This window comes from Scytonema sp. PCC 10023 (assembly GCF_963920835.1).
Lineage (GTDB): Bacteria > Cyanobacteriota > Cyanobacteriia > Cyanobacteriales > Nostocaceae > Kalymmatonema.
The window spans coordinates 21,466-40,599 of sequence record NZ_CAWUDP010000090.1 but is presented as its reverse complement, the minus strand read 5'-3'; the positions used below and the strand labels follow the sequence as shown (position 1 = coordinate 40,599).

Genomic DNA, 19,134 nt, shown 5'->3' with positions numbered 1-19,134 from the left:
CCCCCTCATCCCCCTCATCCCCCTCATCCCCCTCATCCCCCTCATCCCCCTCATCTCCCCCTTCCCCTTCTCTCGTTGTACTCGTGCGAAACTTGAAACAACTACAAGCTGCACTGGAAGCGGGAATCCAAACACTCTACTGTGAATTTGAAGACCCCCGTGCTTACCGGGAAGCAGTCCGGATGGTACGTCAGGCAAAGAATGAAGATGGAAGAATCAAGAATGAAAATATTGCTTCCTCTTCAATCTTCTGTGCTGATTCTTCATCTCCCACTATCTGGGTTGCGCCTCCAAGAATTAGCAAACCAGGAGAAAACTGGATTTTGCAGCAAGTGCGTTCCTGTGAGGCGGATGGCTATTTGGTGCGGAACTATGACCAACTCCAGTTTTTTGCTAATGACCGTTGCATCGGGGATTTCTCTCTCAACGTTGCGAATGCCTTAACAGCAGACTACTTTAAGCATCAATTTGGCTTGGAACGCCTGACAGCGTCTTACGATTTGAACATCACCCAATTGCAAGACCTGCTGACAAGTTGCCCACCCCACTGGTTTGAGGTGACAATTCATCAACATATGCCCATGTTCCATATGGAACATTGTGTATTTTGTGCCTTCCTATCTCAAGGGACTGACTACACCAACTGCGGACGCCCTTGTGAAAAGCATTCTGTGAAATTGCGGGACAGAGTGGGAACAGAACATATCCTCCAAGCTGACGTCGGCTGCCGAAATACTGTATTTAATGGCACTGCGCAAACGGGAGCAGAATACGTACAGAACCTGATAGAGCTTGGTCTGCAACATTTGCGTATCGAATTTGTGAATGAAACCCCCGAAAAAGTGACACAAACGATACATAGCTATCAGCAACTATTGCGGGGCAAAATGACAGGCTCTCAACTCTGGCGAGAGTTAAAATTGCAAAATCAGCTTGGTGTGACTCGCGGTCCAATGGGAGTGAATACAAGTCGCTGATCAGGCGTAGAGAGTCAAACTCAAGACATCACACACAAAATATCCCTCATATTTCCGCAAGTGGATCTGTTTGTTGAGTTACGTTATTGTTTTGGGCATCTAGAATAGAAAATATATCTAAAGTATAATCAAGGGATATATCTAGAGCGGGATGCCAAAATTTATGAATTTGACATTTAACCTGGAGGCGGAATTTTATTTCCAACAAGGATTACGCCGGAACAAAGCAGCAAAGTTTGAAGCAGCAATAGCGAGTTTTGACAAAGCTCTTAGGTGTAAACCAGATTATCCGGAAGCCTTATCTCAAAAAGGCTTTGCTCTAGGTTCCTTGGGTCATCATGAAGATGCGATCGCTTGCTTTGACCAAAGCCTGAAATTACAATGGAATGGTTGCTGGGTTTGGCACAACCGGGGAATTGCGTTAGGCAAGTTAGAACGCTACCTTGAAGCAATTAACAGCTTTGACTGTGCCTTAGAGTTGAATCCAAATGCCGCTACTATCTGGCATAATCGCGGTATTACCTTGTGTGACTGGGGACAGTATGCAAAAGCAGTGAAGAGTTTTGAGCGCACTTTGTGGTTGCAACCAGATGCTTATTGGGCATGGAACAACAAAGGCAATGCTCTTAAACAGCTAGGATATTATAAAGAAGCTCTTGACAGCTACGACCGTGCTATTGAATTTGACCCTAATAATACGATGGCGTGGCAAAATCGAGGCATGAGTTTGCTCGAATGGGGGCGTTACGAAAAGGCGCTTGCAACCTTTGATCGAGTTATAGGAATTCAACCAAACCACGATAAAGCTTGGTTAAATCGGGCTATCGTTTTGGAAAAATTACGGCGTTATCCGGAAGCGATCGCTAGCTACAAACAAGCTGCCCAGTTACAACCATGCGATGATACCATCTGGTACAACAAAGCTCGTTGCTATGCTATGGAGAACAATATCGAAGAGGCAATTAACAACTTACAACGAGCAATTCTTTTGTGTCCAGATAAATATCTACAAATTCTTAAAGATAACTCCGAATTTGATAAAATCCGTAAGGATGAACGCTTTCAGGCTATCTTCCAAGAGCAAAATTATTAGCCTGTTGACAGTTGACACTTAACCGTCAACTGTCAATAACCCTATGACTCATTTTCTTAAGATTAACTTAATTACGAATTTTGAAGCACAACCACTTCTAAACTAGACCACCGTTCGCGCAATACTCCAGCAAGTGCGCGTAAACCCCATACTTCACCTTGACGATGACCGACGGCAATAGCAGCAATTTTCGTTTCTTGCACTGCTTGTTCAGCTGGTTGTCGTAACTGTCCGGTAATATAAACATTAGCACCACGGGTTGCTGCTTCACGCACGAGCAAGTCAGTCATTGCACCAACAACAGCAATTCGTGTCACTTCAGTGGGTTCTGGTGCACTGGCTTGCTCGTATCCACCAAATATTTGATTTACACAATTACATAAATGAGCAAAGCTTTGAGTCGGAACCTCTCCAATCATACCGATTGCTCTGCCGTCTTTCTCTCCCAGCACTTCTAAACCAGACATTCCCAAGACTTCCGCTAGACGGGAATTGAAAGAAAATGTCAAGCGCTCATCAAATGGTAAATGATAAGAAATGACGCTGATATCTGGTGCAAGTTGTTCTGGTTCAAGTTTCCAAGGACGATGTAGGAACAGCGCGTCTAAGTTTTGAGTTCTTACGCATTTGTGTAACTGCGCCGACGGTTCTAATAGCAACCCCAAACGTTTAACAGGACGTGTTGAAGGCAAATACACACCGCCTCTTTCCTCTTGAGAGTAGCGCTCAACAGCAAAGAATTGGTTGAGAAATTCTGCTATATCTTGTAAAAAAATTAAATTGCTTCCAGCCGTCATAAGTTGTGAATTGCGATGGTGAGGTTGCTACATTACTAAAACTTGCTTTAAATTCTGATAGATGGAGAACAATATACGTACGTACTAACTAGATGTTAGACTTTAAAAGTCAAAATCCCTGAAAAAGATGAAGCAAGATTGGAATGACTTTGCGCTCATATTAATCGATGTACAACAAGGTTGCTGGTCATCCCATACAGAAATAGCTTTCCCTAAATTTTCCACTAACTTAGCTTCTCTCCTTTCGTTTTGCAGAAAAAACGAAATAGAGGTGATTCACTTAAGAACAGAATATCAAGCAGATAAATCGGATTGGATGCCATTTGAAAAGCTTGGTATGCCTATGTCTTGCATTCAAGGCACTCAAGCTGTTGAATTCATGGATTTTGCCAATCCTGCCTTTAACGAAACCGTGATTACGAAAAATCGGATAGACGGCTTTACGCAACCAGAATTAGACCAAACTTTAAAGAGCAAGGCTAAGAAATTCTTGCTGTTATCTGGGTTAAACACTTCCGTTTGTGTACTTTTCACTGTCGCATCTGCTGTTCAAAAAGGATACTTAACTGCTCTTGTGGAGGATTGTTGTGCTGATTGGAGCTTCCAGGGTCATTCATTTACCTTTGCTGATTATGCGAACTATCTGTTCAAGACAACTTGCGTGTCTGATATTCAACACAACTACACTGCATGGTGTACCCTGATCAAGCAGTTAGGCTGAGAGTACACGTTGGCAGTGTCCAAGAAGACTTCCAGACGACTGCTAAGATTTGACTTACTAACTCCCAAAACCATCTGATAAAGTTTTTTCCCTAGAAAACATTGTGGAAGCTTATCGCTACATAGAGTCCAATCAGCAAAACGGCAAAATTATTGTAACGGTGTAGCCCACAAACTGCTGCCCTATCTGTATTTCTCATCCCCAGCTTGCAAAACCTCTGAGATTGGTTGAGCGCGATGGCATAAAGTGCCCGCCAAGGAGCGATCGCATTCTACCCGCCTATTGCCGAAGCCACCACCATAAAGATATTCCTGGTAAAATTCATGAAAAACCTCCGGGAGTGTGGAAACTTTGTACCTTTAGGTCAAGGAGGAAACACGACACGGAAACTTTAGTTTCCGTCACATATCTTTGAAATCCATTACCGCCTTGGGGTTACTAAATTCGGTGTACTTTTGTGATGTACTTTCAATGGGACAGTTACCATTTCAAATCGTTCGCCCTGTACGCATAATGGTTTTGCTCCGTAGAGCCTTCCCTTACGGGAGTAAAGTTAGCCTGGACAAAGTTATTGGTCGGTACTGTATTGAAGACACTGGCTTAACCCAATAAACCTGTTTAATCCTCAATTTCTAGAGCTACAGACTGGCTATGCCTAACGGCACGCTGCGCGAACGCATCCATAGGTAGGAACTTAAACACTCACCAATAACGTAGTACTTAAGGTACTGAGTCGGGTCAACTGTAGTCAAAGTCTTAGGCGCTTAAGCCCAGTGTCTTTAGACCTGGGTCGTTGACTGTAAATAGTAACCAGACTAATTCTAGATAACACCAGTTCTTGAGTGAAACTTAAATATAAATAGCTAATAGGGGTTAGCTATGAGCTTTATTAGGAGGATGGTCTTGGCAAGTAACATTCGAGAGCGCTTCAAAAACTTTAGAAGCAATGGTGCTGAACCAAACCAACTCCAGCAGCTACAAACAGAGTTGCTTGCAGAATCAACTTTAGACCTGTCATAGTTGGCTCCTGTGTCATCGCCACCTTTGGTTTACTTTCCAACAGTACAGCTGTGATTATTGGAGCCATGATTGTTGCACCTAGGAATTAGCGGTGTAGCGATTGGTTTTGCTTTCCGCGACATTTTGCAAAACTTCTTAGCAGGTATTTTAATCCTGCTGACAGAACCATTCCAAATTGATGACCAAATAGTCTTTAAAAACTTTGAGGGAACGGTAGAAAGTATTCAGACACGGGCTACAACAATCAGAACCTACGATGGTCGCCGAATTGTGATTCCTAACTCTGAGTTGTTCACTAATTCTGTCAAAGTAAACACCGCCTTTGAGAACCGCCGCTTGGAGTACGATATCGGCATCGGCTACGGGGACGACATCGACCAAGCCAAGCAGTTAATTCTCCAAGCGATCGATAGTGTAGACAGTGTATTGAAAGACCCAGTTTCTGAGGCGCTGGTGATGGATCTTGCCGAAAGTACTGTTAACATCCGCGCCCGATGGTGGATAAAGCCGCCACGACGAGCGGATGCTCTCAACTCACGGGATAAAGTAATTTCTGCAATCAAGAAAAAACTAGTCGAAAATGGTATCGACTTGCCCTTTCCAACACGGCAAATTTTATTCCACGACCAAACCGAGGAAACAGATGGCATTCGCTCTCAGCAACGTGAAGGCTGGCCACCAGGAAGTGGCAAAATCTCTTCATCTCGCCGCATTAGCGATTCTCTCAAGCTGCTTGCCCAAATGCGATCAGCAACACGATGACAATGGTAAACTAGATTCAAAAACTGCTAACGACCAAAAATGAGAATAAAACATAGTGCATATGTACTATCTTTAATCCCTAACAATTACCCCTTTATTTTGGCGAATAAAGACTCATACTGAGCAGCGACTGATTCGGGTAGCGGAAGTAAAAATTCACTTTTCTCTAAAACTTCAGAATTAACAAGTAACAAACTGCGTAATGATTCTTGGAAATCAGACGCAGCAATGTTTGTAGGAATTGGTGAATTCGTTTTGGTCAGCAAAGAAATTTGTTTAGCAATGCCACGGTTTAAACAAAAATCTATCCATTCATATAACACAGCTTGCCTATCTTGTCCCAAAGGATTTACCCATACATCTGCCCAAAGTGCTGTTCCTGACAGGGGAACAACTGCTGCAAGTTGCGGGTAGCGCCCAAGCACTCGCACTACATCGCTTGACCAACCAACTGCTAACCAAGTATCGCCAATAATCAGAGGTTCCAAATACCGAGTAGAATCGTAGAATTTTACCTGTTGATTTAATGAGTGCAGTTCCTTTTCCAAGTTTGGAATGTCTAAATTGTTTATGTTATAAGATTTTCCCAGCTTTTTTAAAACCAGACCAATCACTTCCCGTGGTTGATTCAAAAGAGAAATGCGCCCTTGCAGTTCATTTCGCCACAAATCGCTCCAATCTTTCGGTGTCCAACCTAATTTTTGGAACTTGTCTCGGCGATAAACCATCACCGTACTACCCCAACGGTAAGGAACAGCCCAAACTTTTCCTTGGGGATCAACTAGACCTTGGTCGTTACGTGTCACCAATTCCTGCCATTGTTTGGGTAAAGCAGACCACTGTTTTATCTTTGCCACTTCCAGGGGTTGTATGAGTTTCTTTTCAATGGCTAAGTCTATCCAGTAATCTCCCAGTGTTACTAGGTCAGGGAAGGTAGCTTTTTGGGATTGGGCAAATGGTAAGACGCGACGCCATCCTTGCTCATCGTTGGTATTTGGTTTCTCCTGCAAGGAGTGCAATTGTTCAAATAAATCCTGTAATTTCTCTACAGGAGCAAACTTTAACTGCACCTTTTGCTGCAAACCTTTGCTGAATTGATTAACCACCTGACCAGGGATAGAACCTTTTAACAGCTGCACATTTAGTGTCGCCTGTTTGTTGCCACCACACCCAACAAGCAGTTGTGAAAGCGCTACAGTACCTATACCTAGCAAAAAAGAACGTCGCTCCATTGATTTTGACTTTTAGAGTGGAAAAGCGTGATTTAGTAGCAGTTTCACCAAATCCAAGTGTAGCAAGAATGAAGCAAAACGTTGTGATTGCTTCTATCTTTGGGTGTCTCTTTTGTGATTAGGTTTTACTCCCAAACCGCCAGAAGAATACCTATTTTTTAACCGCACGAGGCAAGAGAGGACACAGAGAGAGGAGTAAATCACTATAGGTAATCTTAGACCACCGAAGGGAGTAGTTCCTTGTTGGCTTAAGTTATATCTTTAATTTTTATTTACAAAAAAATATTTAGTTCTGGTCAATACTAATGCAGCGGGCGTCGAAATAACAAAGGCACAAAAAAACTGCCAAACGATTACCCAATAAGTCTTATTTTCTTCAGATTTCCCTGCCTTCAGTCTCCGGTGCCTTCTTGCACTACTCAATCTAGCTAATTGTTAGAGTTTGTTGATAACTTGATTTTAAATTTTGTTTGTCAACTTGATACCAGTACAAATCATCAGTAAAATTTTACTTAAGTAATTATTTACAGAAACATTCCTGAGTGTTGAGTGTTCGGTATGTCATTTTTTGTTTTACAGTCTCTAGAGTAAAAGGCGCTCAGGAAAAGGTGTGACGCCGTAAATTTGTTTAGAGAGAAAAAAGAGCCTTTTTTTGTTGACTCTGCCAGATTTATCCGTGGGGATTTACTTAGAAATTACTTTAAGTGCAAGGCTTTGCGCTTCTTGTGACTTAGCATTGATGAAACATTAAGCACGAGTACTTATGAAAAGAAATCCAAAAAATTAATTTTTTTAAACACAAAGGTTTAGTAAGACTTCTAGAGAATGTGTAGATATGTTTCCAAATTCAGATTTAAGTATTGCATTTCAACAGAACATATCAAAAGTTAAAAAAATCATAAGTATAGTTAACCTCGCCAAGAGATTGAATACTATAGAGATAGATAAACGGATGAGGGTATTAAATGGAGCCATTACAAAAGCAGGTCCTGACTTTGAGTCAAAAACTGGATGCCCTCTACGAGGTGATTGGGCAGCTTGATAGTAAAGTTTCTCGAGCTTTATCAGAAGGCTGCTTAGTAAAAACACAAGAGGCTAACGATAACTTCTTGGAAAGCAGTGACACAAGGCGTTATCAGTTAAAAGGACAGATAAGTTTCAAGTCAGAGCTTGAACACAAGGATGTCATCGCAGATGGCATGTATTTAGACACTAATCTTCAAGGCGGAGATAGACATTTAACCCCAGAAATTCAAATCCAACGGCTGACAGCGCAATTAACAGCCGCATACAATCGCATTGCTGCTTTGGAAGAGCAATTACTGCTAAAAAGAATTCACTCTTAAGCAAAAAAACTTAGAAAGGCGTCAAAACTCAGAATGGGTTTCCATACCATTTTTTTTTATGAGTTGACTGTATGCTTGCTGACTTTACAAAAATGACATGGAAAATCCACCTCACGCGCGGGATATGGATTAATCTGCTGCTCTTAAAGGGGCTGTTATTAAGGAAAAAGAAAATTCTTTTAAAGCTGGTTAGATTCAGAATTGTAAGTTCGCAATTCTGAATTCTTTTGATATTGCTCTAATTGAGCTTCAATGGCTTCCAAAAGTTGATGTTGTTGCCAACCTCGGCTCAAATGAGCAGCTATACAAGCGCCTCCAGCACCAACACCTTCTTTCACAAAACCCTGCTCGTAAGCTCTAAGTTGCGGATAAAGGGAATTAGTAAAACTCAGCCCAGTCGCTAGTAACGGCGGAGTCACTCCGTCAGGAGTTATGCTGCTCCTACCCACTAGCTGGGCTAATTCTATTGTGCCACCCGTTGGGTCTTCTGCTACCCAACGGGTTGTTCCGATGACGACTTCTTTTGGTCGCCAAGATAAGGCGTAAGCTTGAGCAATGGCACACATCACAGCATAAACGGCAAGCATTTGTGTCCCACCGGCAAGCAAAACGCCACAACTGCGACTCAGAGCGATCGCCATCCCAGCGACTACAACTTGCATGGGATCGCCTACTGCAGCGACGAGTTCGAGGGGATCATGTGGGGGAGATGAGGAGGATGAGGAGGATGAGGGAGTGAGGGAGTGAGGGAGTGAGGGTTCGGAGGGGGATGAGGGAGAGACTCCGAATTTTGAATTTTGAATTTTGAATTTTGAATTCATTTGTTCCCCGCTCCTCATCCTCTCCAGCCCAGCTTGCACCACCGCCCACTTTTGCTCGTGATTGCAAACGGGGTGACTGCTGTTGACTTTTCCTCCTGCTGGTATGCCTAAGCCAGTTAAAATTGCGAGGGCGGTTGTCGTTCCTCCTACGACACACTCGCTTAAAATGAAGTACCCGTTTTCGGTTTTGCTACTTAGTCGTTCACCCCAAACCAGCCCTTGTTTGAACAAGTGGTGTACCGTTGCTAGTTCCATAGCAGCACCTTGACTCAAACAGTGAGCGCTATAGCCACCTAAATCAATCGCTGGGACAGCAGGGGGCTGAGGTAAACCAGCATTGAATAAATAAACCGGAATATTTAGCGCCTCAACCACGGCGCGGGAAATGAGGACGGGGGAAGCTCCAGCCGCTAATGGTGGTAAAGGATACTTCGGCTTATGTACAGAACCGTAGTATAAAAATTCAGCATCTGCACAAGCCGTGTATTTCCTATCTTCTGGAGTGCGACCTGCTGCGGAAATTCCTGGAATCAAACCAGTTTCGGTAAATCCTAAAACACAGGCAAATACGGGTAAACAACCGCGATACTTAGCTGTCCATTGCTGAGCCTGTTTAGTCTGAGTATAAATGCGAATAAAGTCATTAGTCATTAGTCATTAGTCATTAGTCATTGGTTAAGAATTATTCAAATAATGACAAATGACCGAAACAATTTTATTTTGAATGAGCGAATGAGCGAATTCCCCTAAGGGGTAACTATTCTTCATAATCCATGATCACTTGCACCCAGCGTGGAGGGCGAGGGATGGGGTTGCCTAGGCGATCCAACAGCAGCCATGCTGCTATATGTACCGTGAATAGGTAGATAAAGTTGTTGACAAGAATTAAGGCGATCGCCCCAACTTGAATAAAAAATACGCTGGGATTCGCCAAAATGCCTAGTCCGAGGAATAACCACTCGATAAAATTCGTCGCCTGGTTAATGATGTAAATCCAAAGGTCTTCGTTAGAGAGTACCGACATCAACCACACCCGAAAAAAGTCTCCTATGGTGCCAAGCAGCGCCCCCAAGGTGATGGAAACAATCCAAGGAACACGTCGGTTCCATGTTGCTCCCAAAAGTACGCCCATGAAGGCAAAGGGCATGACAAACAGCAAACTCCGGACTGGTCCCATCAGCACCGAAAGCAGCAACCCGGATGTCACTGCTGCCATCCATGCTGCTCGTTTGCCCCAACGAAGGTACACCAGAGCGATCGGCACGGGGAAAAATATCCGTAACAGAGGTCCTAAAGGAAAGTAAAAATTAATAAACCAGATTAAGCTAGCGGTGCTAGCTAAAAACGCCGTTTCCACGATTCTCAACGGCGCTTCCAGTTTCATTGAGGTCTTGTTAAAGTCTTTTGTTTGCCTAACCATTCATTTACTCGGGGGTTGAAATCAGAAGAACACAGAACTCAGTTATCAATTCACTGTTGACTGTTGACTGTAGAGAGTTCTGAGTTCTTTTTTGAGAAGACTGTTAAACTATCATTCTTTCTAAGGCTGACAAATCGGGAATACAAATTACGTCCTGCTCCCGTTTAATCAAGCCTTTTTTTTCCAGCCTTGTCAATACTCGTGTGACTGTTTCTCGTGCCAGTCCACTCAAACTACTCAATTCCCGGTGAGGTAAATTGGGAATTTTGGTTCCCCCTTCCCCTTTCTTTCCCTGTCCCTCGGCTAAAAACAATAACGTGTCTGCTACCCGCGACTGACTGTCAGATTCCCTTAACCGCAATCGCCGATTTACTTGCCGTAACCGACGTGCCATCAGTTGCGCCAATCGGACTCCCGCCATTGGTTCTGTTTGAAGTAACTTGAGAAAATCTTGTGCTGGCATACTACCAATCACTGTGGTAGTCAGGGTAATGACATCGGTGGAACGAGGCACTTCATCAAGAGCTGCCATTTCACCAAACAATTCTCCCTTGCCGAGAATATTTAGCGTTACTTCTTTGCCTTCGAGATTGTAAGTACGTATTTTTACCCATCCTTCTACAATAAAATATACGGATCCCCCCCAGTCATTCTCCAACAAAATCACTTGATTAGCTGGGTGAGTGCGGCTTACTAAATGGGTAAGAGCCTGCTCTACAACGGTTTCTGGTAAGCCTTGAAAAAACGGTGCTAAGTGCATCAGAGGATTGGTAGTTGCTTGTACGCTATACCGGTCTTCCATTACGAGATTTTTCTAATATAAGCTGCAATATACAAAAAAATAACAGTACCTTTATTAGCCTAAGCTATCAAAGTACAGCCACTAGAATCTAAAAATAGACTATGTTACACAATAAAGCGAGCCAAGCGTTTTTTATAAAAAGTATTAAGTTACAGCTTAAAATTTGGCTAAAGTTTTGCAACAAAGGGTGTACGGCTTGCAGTTCCGTGGTTGGGGAATAGCAGCAGTATCACTAACCCCTGCCCTACCGCTTGGGGCTTGTAAGAGACAAGTATAGCCGTGTGTGACTAGCAAGCGTGAGCCTAATTCTGGCACAGACTTCCGAATACTTCCCCAGAAAAAGTATTCTGTAGGGTGGGCAATGCTCAGCAAAACCCAGATATAACCCAGATATAGTAGGCATTGCCCACCCTAGGTGTATTTCTGACTCCTGACTCCTGAATTCTTCTTAGTAAAGATTACTACTTAAAACTATAAACCAATTAAATTAATAATACTCATCGAATTCTCCGCGAGATACTCTACCGAGCGCGTTCGCGCAGCGTCACGAAGTGAAGCAGGTAGGGGAGGGATAGCGGGTCAAATTTGACCCCTCGATGGGGTTAAATTTGACAGCCTCCGAGTTGACAGCACGATTAATCCCGTGCTTCGCTGTATCAATTGGACTTTGCTAGCAGCGAATTGTCCTAGACGCTTCCAGTCCGCATTGCTGATAGAAACTTGTTTGTCGGTATCACCAGAAACCCAGCCACGGTAGGTCTTGCCAGCTTTTACCGCCTCAACGTAATCGCCTTTTCTAAATCCGTGGCGCGTCACTGTGCCGCCATACTTGCGCCGCACTCCACCCTTACTTGGAACCATGAGATGAAGTTGGCGACGCGATATTGGAGGACGACGGATTACAGCGAATGGCGCAGGAGTTACAGTCACTTCACCAATCCATCCTTGAGAATTGCGGCTAGTGACACCGTAACGAATAAATGTACTACAGGCTAAAGCAACACCATCCACTGGGTGAGTTGCTGGAATTGCGTCACCCTTAGAATGTTTCTGTTTGTGCAATCCTAGTTGTGTACGGATATTGGCTGTTTGCCACCCTTCAACCTGTTTAACCTTTCCGTAGTCTTCAAAATTTTCTAATTGCCACTTCTGCCCGACCATTACCGGACTAAAACCTTTGTCGCCACGCGCTTTAACTATTTCGTAAACAACGGTTGTAACTGGGTAAATCAGTGATAGCTCGTCAAGTACGCGCAATTCAAGTTCGCGGTTAGCCCGAATGCTAGGAGGTACTTTGCGTTGACGGCGGTTGTCAAACCGTTTTTGACGATGAGCGCGTTTGTTGTAAGACAGTTTGCAGTTAATCCGGCGATCTCTACGCCCACGTCGCATCATGCGACGCTGCTCCATGCGTTCCCGCACGGTCTTAAATGGCAGTTGCAGATGAGCTAACCACAAGGTGAACTTGGCTGATTGCACGCCAACGCCAGTGTAGTGCTTTCCTGGGTCAATACCAACCGCAATTGGTTGTATGTTGGTTGTCCTAGGGCATTTAATTAATTGAATTTGAAAGATACCAAGGTCGTTGTGGACAACTTTAGCTTTTCCTTGTTCGAGCCAACGTCTTGCACGACTTGCTTTGGTTGGCATTAATGGTTTACCTGACGGTGTTAGAACCGGAACACGATGCATGGAGATAATCCTTTCGTGTGAAGTTTGTAGTCCCTTAACTCACCTACTCTCAGATGTCTTGGTGAGACCAGTGCTGTTCGCGTTCGCGTAGCGTGCGCTTTGCGCTCAGCGTGCCCGAATGGCTTAGGAGGGTCTCCCGACCTAGGCAACTGGCGTTCGCGTAGCGTGCCGAAGGCATACCCGTAAGGGCTCTCCCAACGCCCCAAATAAGAGGGCTTACATGAAATCCGAACTAGGGAAGTGTCCGGAGGTGTTAACCGAGAATAGGCGATAGCGAGCTATTCAACACTTGCGTTGCAAGACTTATCTCTTACAATCCCCACCGTCTTACGGTGGGGTAGTTGAAAGTAATTAATTTTTGCTAATCTATAATTTTTACCTGTTTTCGGTAAGCCACGATCGGCTATTTCCTGCGGCAAAGACTGTCCACTCCTACAGGAAGCCGCGATGCATTATGTAGATCAAGGTTTATTGACAAATTTAATTGACAAATATAGCAGTTCTTCTTTGGATGAAGTACAAGTTCGTAGTCATCGCTGTCTTCGATTAAAGAACTAGGGTATATTGCACTCAATTGCAAATCGCCATAATATTGCTGGACGCCCACATGATGCATAACGAATAGTTGCAACCGTTGAAAAATTTCTATAATCACCTGACTTAAAGTTCTAGATAAGGTAAATTAACGTGACTTCTCGCGCAGCAGAAACTCAACAACTGATCGCAGATATTGACCGCTTAATAACCAACAAGCGCCTGTCTAGGTTTCTCTCCACTCAAGCCTCAGAACCACGACAGGTTTTAGAACGAATTCGCGATTTCTTAGTCAGTTTATCGGAAAATGATGCCCAAACCCAGCCACAACAATCGCCTCTAGTGGCAAAATTTGTTGAACACGGTTCTTACCAGTCCTTACCACAGCAGAATGAAAAGCAAGAGGAAGGTTCTTATGTTGTGGCGGGACAAGAAAGCAACCCATTGGCGGCAGTGCTTGCGCCTTTGCAAGAAGAAATAAAAACACTGTTGCAAGAACGGGCAAATCTTGTAGAGGAAATCAGGCAATTAGAACAAAAGCGACTACATAACTACTCTCTAGCACAGCAATTAGCGAATCAGGAGCAGATAATTTCAGAATTTTTGCAGGTTCTCAGCAGTCGTGTTGTGCCTAATTCAACACCACAACTTGCGGAAACTACAACAAGTTCTGAAATGCCGCAGTTTTTCAAAATTGATACTGCTCCTTCTTTGTTTGCAAGTCATGAGGATTATACAGAACCTGCAACCGCTTCGACTCCACCCGATCAAATGGAGCATTTGTCAAGACTTGCTAGGGATCTGGATCAAAAGTTACTCGCTCTCGATGGAACTGTGAATGTTGTCTTTGAGGCATTACAGCGCAATATTCACACTTATCACGAGTCCTTGTCTCAAGCATTGGCAAGAATGCACAGCACAGGAGTGCAAGGCGAACAGTTGTTAGCAAGCTTTATCAGTAATTTGACGCTGCAGTTGCAGCAACCAGCTTTGATCAATCAACCATCAAAGGATTTAAAAGATGAAACGCCAGCAGAATCTCAGGAGTTAGCTTCAGAGTTAGTTGAATTTCAACAAGCAGAAGCTTCATCCTCACTCACGCAAAATCAATCTGTAAGCTTGGAAGCACAAGAGATTGGTAGTACATCTGATTTGGATGCAGTATTTCAGCACACGCAAGACGAGCAGAACTCTACTATAGAGACTGCTCCTAATACGAGTGGCATACAGCGACTGAGTTCCGGGTTAATTCCTGATGAAGTAGACCAACTTTACGCCAGTTTGTTTGGTGTTGAGGTAACAAATGACACGGATAAGTTATCTGCTACCAATAATGAAGTTATAAATATAAATGAGATAAATGAGATAAATGAGATCTTTGAGCCAACAGTAACCTCATCTGAGACAGATGTGGCAACAGAGACTACGGATAGATTATCTGCGCCTGCCTCTACTGAGATCAATGAGTTATTTGAAGAGCCAACGATAACGCTACCTGGTGTGACAAGGGATCAACAGACGGATGTCACTGATAAATTATCTGCGTCTGTCACCAACGATAATGAAGTTACAAATATTACAAGTGCTCGATTTGAACCAACAGTAACCCCACTGCCAACAAATGAGGTTACAGATGTAACAGATGTGGCAGCGGAGGTTACAGATGCCACAAATCAGTTATTTATCGAACCAACAGTAAACTCGCCTGCTGACAACGCACCAGCAACTGCAACTGATCAACTGCCATCAGAAAGTTTCCTGTATGAGGTCACTTTTGAGGCACCGGAAATGACAACGCATGAAGCCAGGGATATCACAGATGAGTTATCTGAAAATGTCACAACTCCTTCTTCGGTGTCTAATCTCTCTGAAACTCCATTAGAAGCTGGAACCAATCAAGAAAAGGCTGTCAATGCTGCTGTTGAGCTTCCCGATCCTTGGTTGGAGGAACCCCAAGCAGGTCTTTTGGAACGAAGTAGCAATGACGCTAAAGATACACAAGATGTTCTATTAGAACCGACAGAACAATCCTCCACACCTCAGGAAAATACATTTGCAGAGTTACCGCCTGGGGATGATCGCGATCGCCTACCGTCTCCGGATGACTCAGTCGGAGAAAAGCGCCATCGCCCTCAGGTTGTTTCTTTGGCAAGCAGTACCAGCTCAGTTAGTCCAGCAAGTGAAGATACAATTACAGTGCTGAGTGAGCTACTGCTTGCTATAAGTGATGCCGAACAGTTGCTTGAAGTGCCATCTTCTGCTGAAGGACTAACCACAACTCCAGCTACTTCAGAAGTTGTAGAAACTCCTACACAGACAACTTCACGCGAAACTTCAGAAGTCGAGATTCAAAATCCTGAACTAGAGCAGTCTTCAAATAATGACATTCCCGCTTCGCCACAGGAAAATTTGCTATTTCAAGAAGAACAATCTACAGAAATGGTTGATCTTTCCTTGGAAGAAGCGCAGTTGCAGCAATTGGAACAGGATTTAGCCAGTTTTGATGGGGAAATAAATGCTCTGTTGCAGCCCTTAACTCAACCAGAAAATCAAGAAAATCCACCTGAGAGCCTATCTCCCTTACCACAGCAAGCAGAAACTGAGTCAGATCCAAGCACAACAGGAGCGCAGGTAGCGGAAATTGAAAAAAAAAGTATAGTGAAAGAAACAGTTGATGGTTCTTCTGTTTCAATTTCTCATTCAACCAACGATACAGACGTTCCACAGGAACAAAATACTCCTAAATCTGTTTGGTATTTAGGAATCGATTTGGGGACAACTGGAATTTCTGCTGCTCTGTTAAATCGCTCCACAAGTGAGGTGTATCCTCTATATTGGTCAGCCGAAACCCAACCGGAAGCAACTTCTGTAAAAAGGTCGTTTCGTTTACCAGCAGAAGTTTATTTGCCAACGGCTTCTATGACTGCTGGGGAAATAGAAAGCAAAGAAGCACAAGAGCAAACAGCACCAGCGGCTGTGGCTGAAGAAAAAGTCCCTGAGGATATAGCGACGGGTTCTACACCACCTGAGTCGGCTGCAGTTCCCACGCAAAACTTATTTTCGGCGCAGTTGAAGCCTTATCTGCAAGTTGCTCTACCTTACAAGAGCGATCGCTCTTATTGGGAACCAGTTTTGCAATTAAACGAATTTTCCACGGTTCCATTAGTTTGGGTTGTGCGATCGCTCTCAAAATTGCTGTTAACATTTACGTCGGATCGCAGTAGCACAACTTTGGGTTTAACTGCAGCTGCTGTTGGTCTAAACCAAGAAACTTTCCAAAGTATCATCAGCAATATTACAGGTGTTATTTGCACTTGTCCATCCAACTGGTCGGAACAATATCGCTTCAACATCCGTGAAGCTTTACTCATTAGCAAATTAGTGCAGCATCCACAACAAGTCTTTTTTGTGGAGGAAGGAATTGCCTGTTTGCTTTGCGAACTCGATGGTGCTGAAGGTGAAATCGTCAAAATTAGAGGTCGTCAAGGTTCTCGTCCTGCAAGAAGTAGCGATCGCCCTTTAGTTGGCAATACCCTCGTGATCAATATTGGTGCTAGTGCAACAGAAATGGCGCTGGTAGATTTGCCAGAAAATCTGGAAGACCTCAGCCACACTAATTTCATGCTCCACGGTTTTGCTTATGCTGGCAAGGGATTAGAGCAAGACATTATCTGTCAACTGCTCTTCCCATCAAAATGGCGACAATCACGTATGCCTATGCAAGAAGATAACAAAACTGTTACCAGTAATCCTTCGCATTGGCAACCAGCAATTCCTGGTTTGGATCAGATGCGCTTTTCTGGTTTGGGGTTGGAAGAATTGAAGCTGCCTCGACCTGGGGAAGCTGATATAATCGAGCGCATTCGCCTACAGCAGCGGTTGGAAAGTTCTCTTTTAGGAAAGGCAGTTATAGATTCAGCGATCGCCCTCAAGCTGATTTTGCAACATCAAGAATCTTTCACCCTAGAACTGGCAGATCAGCGATGGGTGTTGCAGCGACGAGACTTAGAAAGCCAGGTGTTTGTCCCGTTTGTGCGCCGCCTCAACCGAGAACTCAACAAGTTACTGGTTGCTAAAGGCATACCCACAGAAGCAATCAATCAAGCTATCTTAACAGGCGGGGTTGCTTCCTTAGGAGCGGTGAGTCGTTGGCTGCGACAAAAACTGCCCAACGCCAAAATTATCCAAGATGTGTATCTCGGTGAAAATGGCTCTCCCTCTTGCAGTCGGGTTGCATATGGTTTAGCGGTGCTTCCTTTGCATCCTCAGGTGGTAGAAGTTCCCAGACAGCAGTACACCGACTATTTCCTGTTCACGGAATTGCTGCGAATCTTGCCAAAGCGAGCCATATCCTTTGGCGAAGTACTCGAGTTATTTGAGAATCGTGGGATTAACACCCGCAGCTGTCAACAACGCCTGCTGGCTTTTTTGGAAGGTGAGTTACCCCCTGGTTTGATCCCCACCAGCCTAGATGCCATCAGCCTCACCCAAGCTTCATCTGAAAATTCTGATTATAAGGCAATGAGCGTTGCACCACTTTTTGAAAAACAAGGAAATCTCACCTATCGCCCTAATGTCGAACAACTGCGAGCTGTTGCTCGTTATCTTGATTGCCTAAAAGCGAGTATTCAGCAATCTCTAGAGGAACCTTATACGGTTAATTTCGCCTTGGGGGTTGTTGATTAGAAATACAGCAGCAATATTGGCGTCAGTCGTCAGAAGTCAGAAGTAAAATTTGCTCTATATCTAGTGGTCCATCGCATTTGTTTTGAGGGATTCGTAGTGAGCGCTCTTTGCACTCTCGAAGTTTAGGACGCGCATTCCTTACTACGAACTTATACAACCATCAGAATTAATGCGATGAACCACTAGTTTATAGACATCAGAACTGTACCTCACTTACTTGCAAGCTGCTGTATTTAAAACTTTTTTCTTCCCTTCTGCACCCCGTAGGAGGCAACATGCCTTGCCCTAAGGGCGATTCACTACCAAGCTCAGACGTGACTAGGGGCAACTTCCCCGTGACCCCCTTTCTACAAGGGTAATCCCAGAGACGCTGCCCCTAGCAATTGATAAAAATGTTGTGTTAATCGTATTGACTCAGCTTTACTCAGCAGTTGCTAGTTCGGTGCTACCGCGTGTACGACGCTTTGTGATGCTGTTGTACAACATCAGCCCAATGGCTTTAATGAGATTCCCTTCCAATTCTTGGAACATCTTCATGTTCATGCCAAAGGCGGCGTTTGCTTCATCGACAATGCGATCGCCTGTAGCATCATCTATTGGCAGTTCATCCAAAGCTTGACGGTATTTGACTTTAAACGCCTTTTCATCAGCAATATCATCAAATTCATAGAAGGCGAGACCTTGTCCATCAGAAAGGTTCATCGCAGTTTGGGCAATGCCTTTGAGAATTTGCCCACCAGATAAATCTCCCAGGTATCGGGTGTAGGAATGGGCAACTAACAACTCAGGTTCTTTTTCAGACACTTCCCGGATGCGCTGTACGTATGCTGCCCCCGCCGCAGAGAGTTTGATTTCCTCCCGCCAGTTTACACCGTAGTAATAACTTAGGTCTTGCTCTAGGCTGTGCTTGCGGTGGAGTTCTGCAAAATTAATTTTTGAAACAATCGGATGATTGCGGTGCTTCTCCATCTCCTCTTCCATCGCTAAATAGGCGAAGTAAAGGTTAGCCACCAGCTTACGATAAGAGTTTTTTTCTACGACTCCTTTTAAAAAACACTTGACAAAACCAACATTTTCTGCCATTGTGTGGGCTTTTTTCGTCCCTACACGTAATTTTGTTGCTAAATTACTGCTCATGCTAAATTGCTCGACTTTAAAAGGTCAACTGCTGGAGTTCTAATTTACGAACGGCTACAAAAGCCACTAAAACGTTACAGTAAAACCATTTGAT

General features: G+C 43.9%; 12 protein-coding genes and 3 pseudogenes. 8 read left to right on the top strand and 7 right to left on the bottom strand.

Going from position 1 to position 19,134, the window contains the following annotated elements:
• Both ACM0OZ_RS37145 and ACM0OZ_RS37140 read left to right on the top strand, forming a co-directional pair.
• Positions 1 to 977: U32 family peptidase (locus tag ACM0OZ_RS37145; protein WP_414587847.1), on the top strand; the 977-nt coding region annotated here is incomplete at its 5' end.
• A gap of 151 nt (positions 978 to 1,128) precedes the next feature.
• Positions 1,129 to 2,070, top strand: a complete 942-nt coding sequence (locus tag ACM0OZ_RS37140) for a tetratricopeptide repeat protein (protein ID WP_414587846.1) — start codon at positions 1,129 to 1,131, stop codon at positions 2,068 to 2,070.
• A 71-nt stretch (positions 2,071 to 2,141) separates the two neighbouring features.
• On the opposite strand, the gene ACM0OZ_RS37135 is transcribed toward ACM0OZ_RS37140, so the two are convergent.
• On the bottom strand, positions 2,142 to 2,867 hold the full coding sequence (locus tag ACM0OZ_RS37135; protein WP_414587845.1) for a Nif3-like dinuclear metal center hexameric protein: 726 nt from the start codon (positions 2,865 to 2,867) through the stop codon (positions 2,142 to 2,144).
• A 127-nt stretch (positions 2,868 to 2,994) separates the two neighbouring features.
• On the opposite strand from ACM0OZ_RS37135, the gene ACM0OZ_RS37130 reads away from it, so the two are divergent.
• The 4 genes and pseudogenes from ACM0OZ_RS37130 to ACM0OZ_RS37115 form a co-directional block, all read left to right on the top strand.
• Positions 2,995 to 3,588 (top strand): cysteine hydrolase family protein, encoded by a 594-nt coding sequence (locus ACM0OZ_RS37130; RefSeq protein ID WP_414587844.1) that lies wholly within the window; start codon positions 2,995 to 2,997, stop codon positions 3,586 to 3,588.
• 88 nt (positions 3,589 to 3,676) lie between these two features.
• Positions 3,677 to 3,754, top strand: a pseudogene (locus tag ACM0OZ_RS37125) (hypothetical protein); the annotation flags it as partial.
• 737 nt (positions 3,755 to 4,491) lie between these two features.
• Positions 4,492 to 4,688 (top strand): annotated as a pseudogene (locus ACM0OZ_RS37120) (TIGR00341 family protein); the annotation flags it as partial.
• Positions 4,687 to 5,413, top strand: a pseudogene (locus tag ACM0OZ_RS37115) (mechanosensitive ion channel family protein); the annotation flags it as partial. The pseudogenes ACM0OZ_RS37120 and ACM0OZ_RS37115, both read left to right, overlap by 2 nt.
• A gap of 43 nt (positions 5,414 to 5,456) precedes the next feature.
• On the opposite strand, the gene ACM0OZ_RS37110 reads toward ACM0OZ_RS37115, so the two are convergent.
• Positions 5,457 to 6,602 (bottom strand): extracellular solute-binding protein, encoded by a 1,146-nt coding sequence (locus ACM0OZ_RS37110; RefSeq protein WP_414587843.1) that lies wholly within the window; start codon positions 6,600 to 6,602, stop codon positions 5,457 to 5,459.
• Positions 6,603 to 7,567: 965 nt separating this feature from the next.
• Between ACM0OZ_RS37110 and ACM0OZ_RS37105 the strand changes: the two genes are divergently transcribed.
• On the top strand, positions 7,568 to 7,948 hold the full coding sequence (locus tag ACM0OZ_RS37105; protein WP_414587842.1) for a hypothetical protein: 381 nt from the start codon (positions 7,568 to 7,570) through the stop codon (positions 7,946 to 7,948).
• Between the two features lie 179 nt (positions 7,949 to 8,127).
• Here ACM0OZ_RS37105 and ACM0OZ_RS37100 read toward each other — a convergent pair whose 3' ends face one another.
• The 4 genes from ACM0OZ_RS37100 to ACM0OZ_RS37085 all read right to left on the bottom strand — a co-directional run bounded on the left by ACM0OZ_RS37100 (position 8,128) and on the right by ACM0OZ_RS37085 (position 12,683).
• Complete coding sequence (locus ACM0OZ_RS37100; RefSeq protein WP_414587840.1) at positions 8,128 to 9,420, bottom strand: nicotinate-nucleotide--dimethylbenzimidazole phosphoribosyltransferase; 1,293 nt, start codon at positions 9,418 to 9,420, stop codon at positions 8,128 to 8,130.
• Between the two features lie 106 nt (positions 9,421 to 9,526).
• Entirely contained in the window at positions 9,527 to 10,189 is a 663-nt protein-coding gene (locus ACM0OZ_RS37095) for a DUF2232 domain-containing protein (RefSeq protein WP_414587839.1), read from the bottom strand.
• Positions 10,190 to 10,292: 103 nt separating this feature from the next.
• Positions 10,293 to 10,991 carry a Crp/Fnr family transcriptional regulator gene (locus tag ACM0OZ_RS37090; RefSeq protein ID WP_096566354.1) on the bottom strand — a complete coding sequence of 233 codons (699 nt, stop codon included), beginning with the start codon at positions 10,989 to 10,991 and terminating at the stop codon, positions 10,293 to 10,295.
• A 579-nt stretch (positions 10,992 to 11,570) separates the two neighbouring features.
• The gene (locus ACM0OZ_RS37085) at positions 11,571 to 12,683 is read right to left on the bottom strand and encodes an RRXRR domain-containing protein (RefSeq protein ID WP_414587838.1); all 1,113 of its coding nucleotides are present in this window, start codon (positions 12,681 to 12,683) and stop codon (positions 11,571 to 11,573) included.
• A 687-nt stretch (positions 12,684 to 13,370) separates the two neighbouring features.
• Between ACM0OZ_RS37085 and ACM0OZ_RS37080 the strand changes: the two genes are divergently transcribed.
• A complete protein-coding gene (locus ACM0OZ_RS37080; RefSeq protein WP_414587837.1) occupies positions 13,371 to 17,903 on the top strand; it encodes a hypothetical protein in 4,533 nt (1,510 codons plus the stop codon).
• A 420-nt stretch (positions 17,904 to 18,323) separates the two neighbouring features.
• Here ACM0OZ_RS37080 and ACM0OZ_RS37075 read toward each other — a convergent pair whose 3' ends face one another.
• Positions 18,324 to 19,040 (bottom strand): heme oxygenase (biliverdin-producing), encoded by a 717-nt coding sequence (locus ACM0OZ_RS37075; protein WP_414587836.1) that lies wholly within the window; start codon positions 19,038 to 19,040, stop codon positions 18,324 to 18,326.
• Positions 19,041 to 19,134 lie beyond the last annotated feature (94 nt).

Excerpts from the sequence above, each read along its gene's own strand:
- ACM0OZ_RS37140 (WP_414587846.1), top strand. The coding sequence starts at position 1,129 with ATGCCAAAATTTATGAATTTGACATTTAACCTGGAGGCGGAATTTTAT.
- ACM0OZ_RS37135 (WP_414587845.1), bottom strand. The coding sequence starts at position 2,867 with ATGACGGCTGGAAGCAATTTAATTTTTTTACAAGATATAGCAGAATTT.
- ACM0OZ_RS37130 (WP_414587844.1), top strand. The coding sequence starts at position 2,995 with ATGAAGCAAGATTGGAATGACTTTGCGCTCATATTAATCGATGTACAA.
- ACM0OZ_RS37110 (WP_414587843.1), bottom strand. The coding sequence starts at position 6,602 with ATGGAGCGACGTTCTTTTTTGCTAGGTATAGGTACTGTAGCGCTTTCA.
- ACM0OZ_RS37105 (WP_414587842.1), top strand. The coding sequence starts at position 7,568 with ATGGAGCCATTACAAAAGCAGGTCCTGACTTTGAGTCAAAAACTGGAT.
- ACM0OZ_RS37100 (WP_414587840.1), bottom strand. The coding sequence starts at position 9,420 with ATGACTAATGACTTTATTCGCATTTATACTCAGACTAAACAGGCTCAG.
- ACM0OZ_RS37095 (WP_414587839.1), bottom strand. The coding sequence starts at position 10,189 with ATGGTTAGGCAAACAAAAGACTTTAACAAGACCTCAATGAAACTGGAA.
- ACM0OZ_RS37090 (WP_096566354.1), bottom strand. The coding sequence starts at position 10,991 with ATGGAAGACCGGTATAGCGTACAAGCAACTACCAATCCTCTGATGCAC.
- ACM0OZ_RS37085 (WP_414587838.1), bottom strand. The coding sequence starts at position 12,683 with ATGCATCGTGTTCCGGTTCTAACACCGTCAGGTAAACCATTAATGCCA.
- ACM0OZ_RS37075 (WP_414587836.1), bottom strand. The coding sequence starts at position 19,040 with ATGAGCAGTAATTTAGCAACAAAATTACGTGTAGGGACGAAAAAAGCC.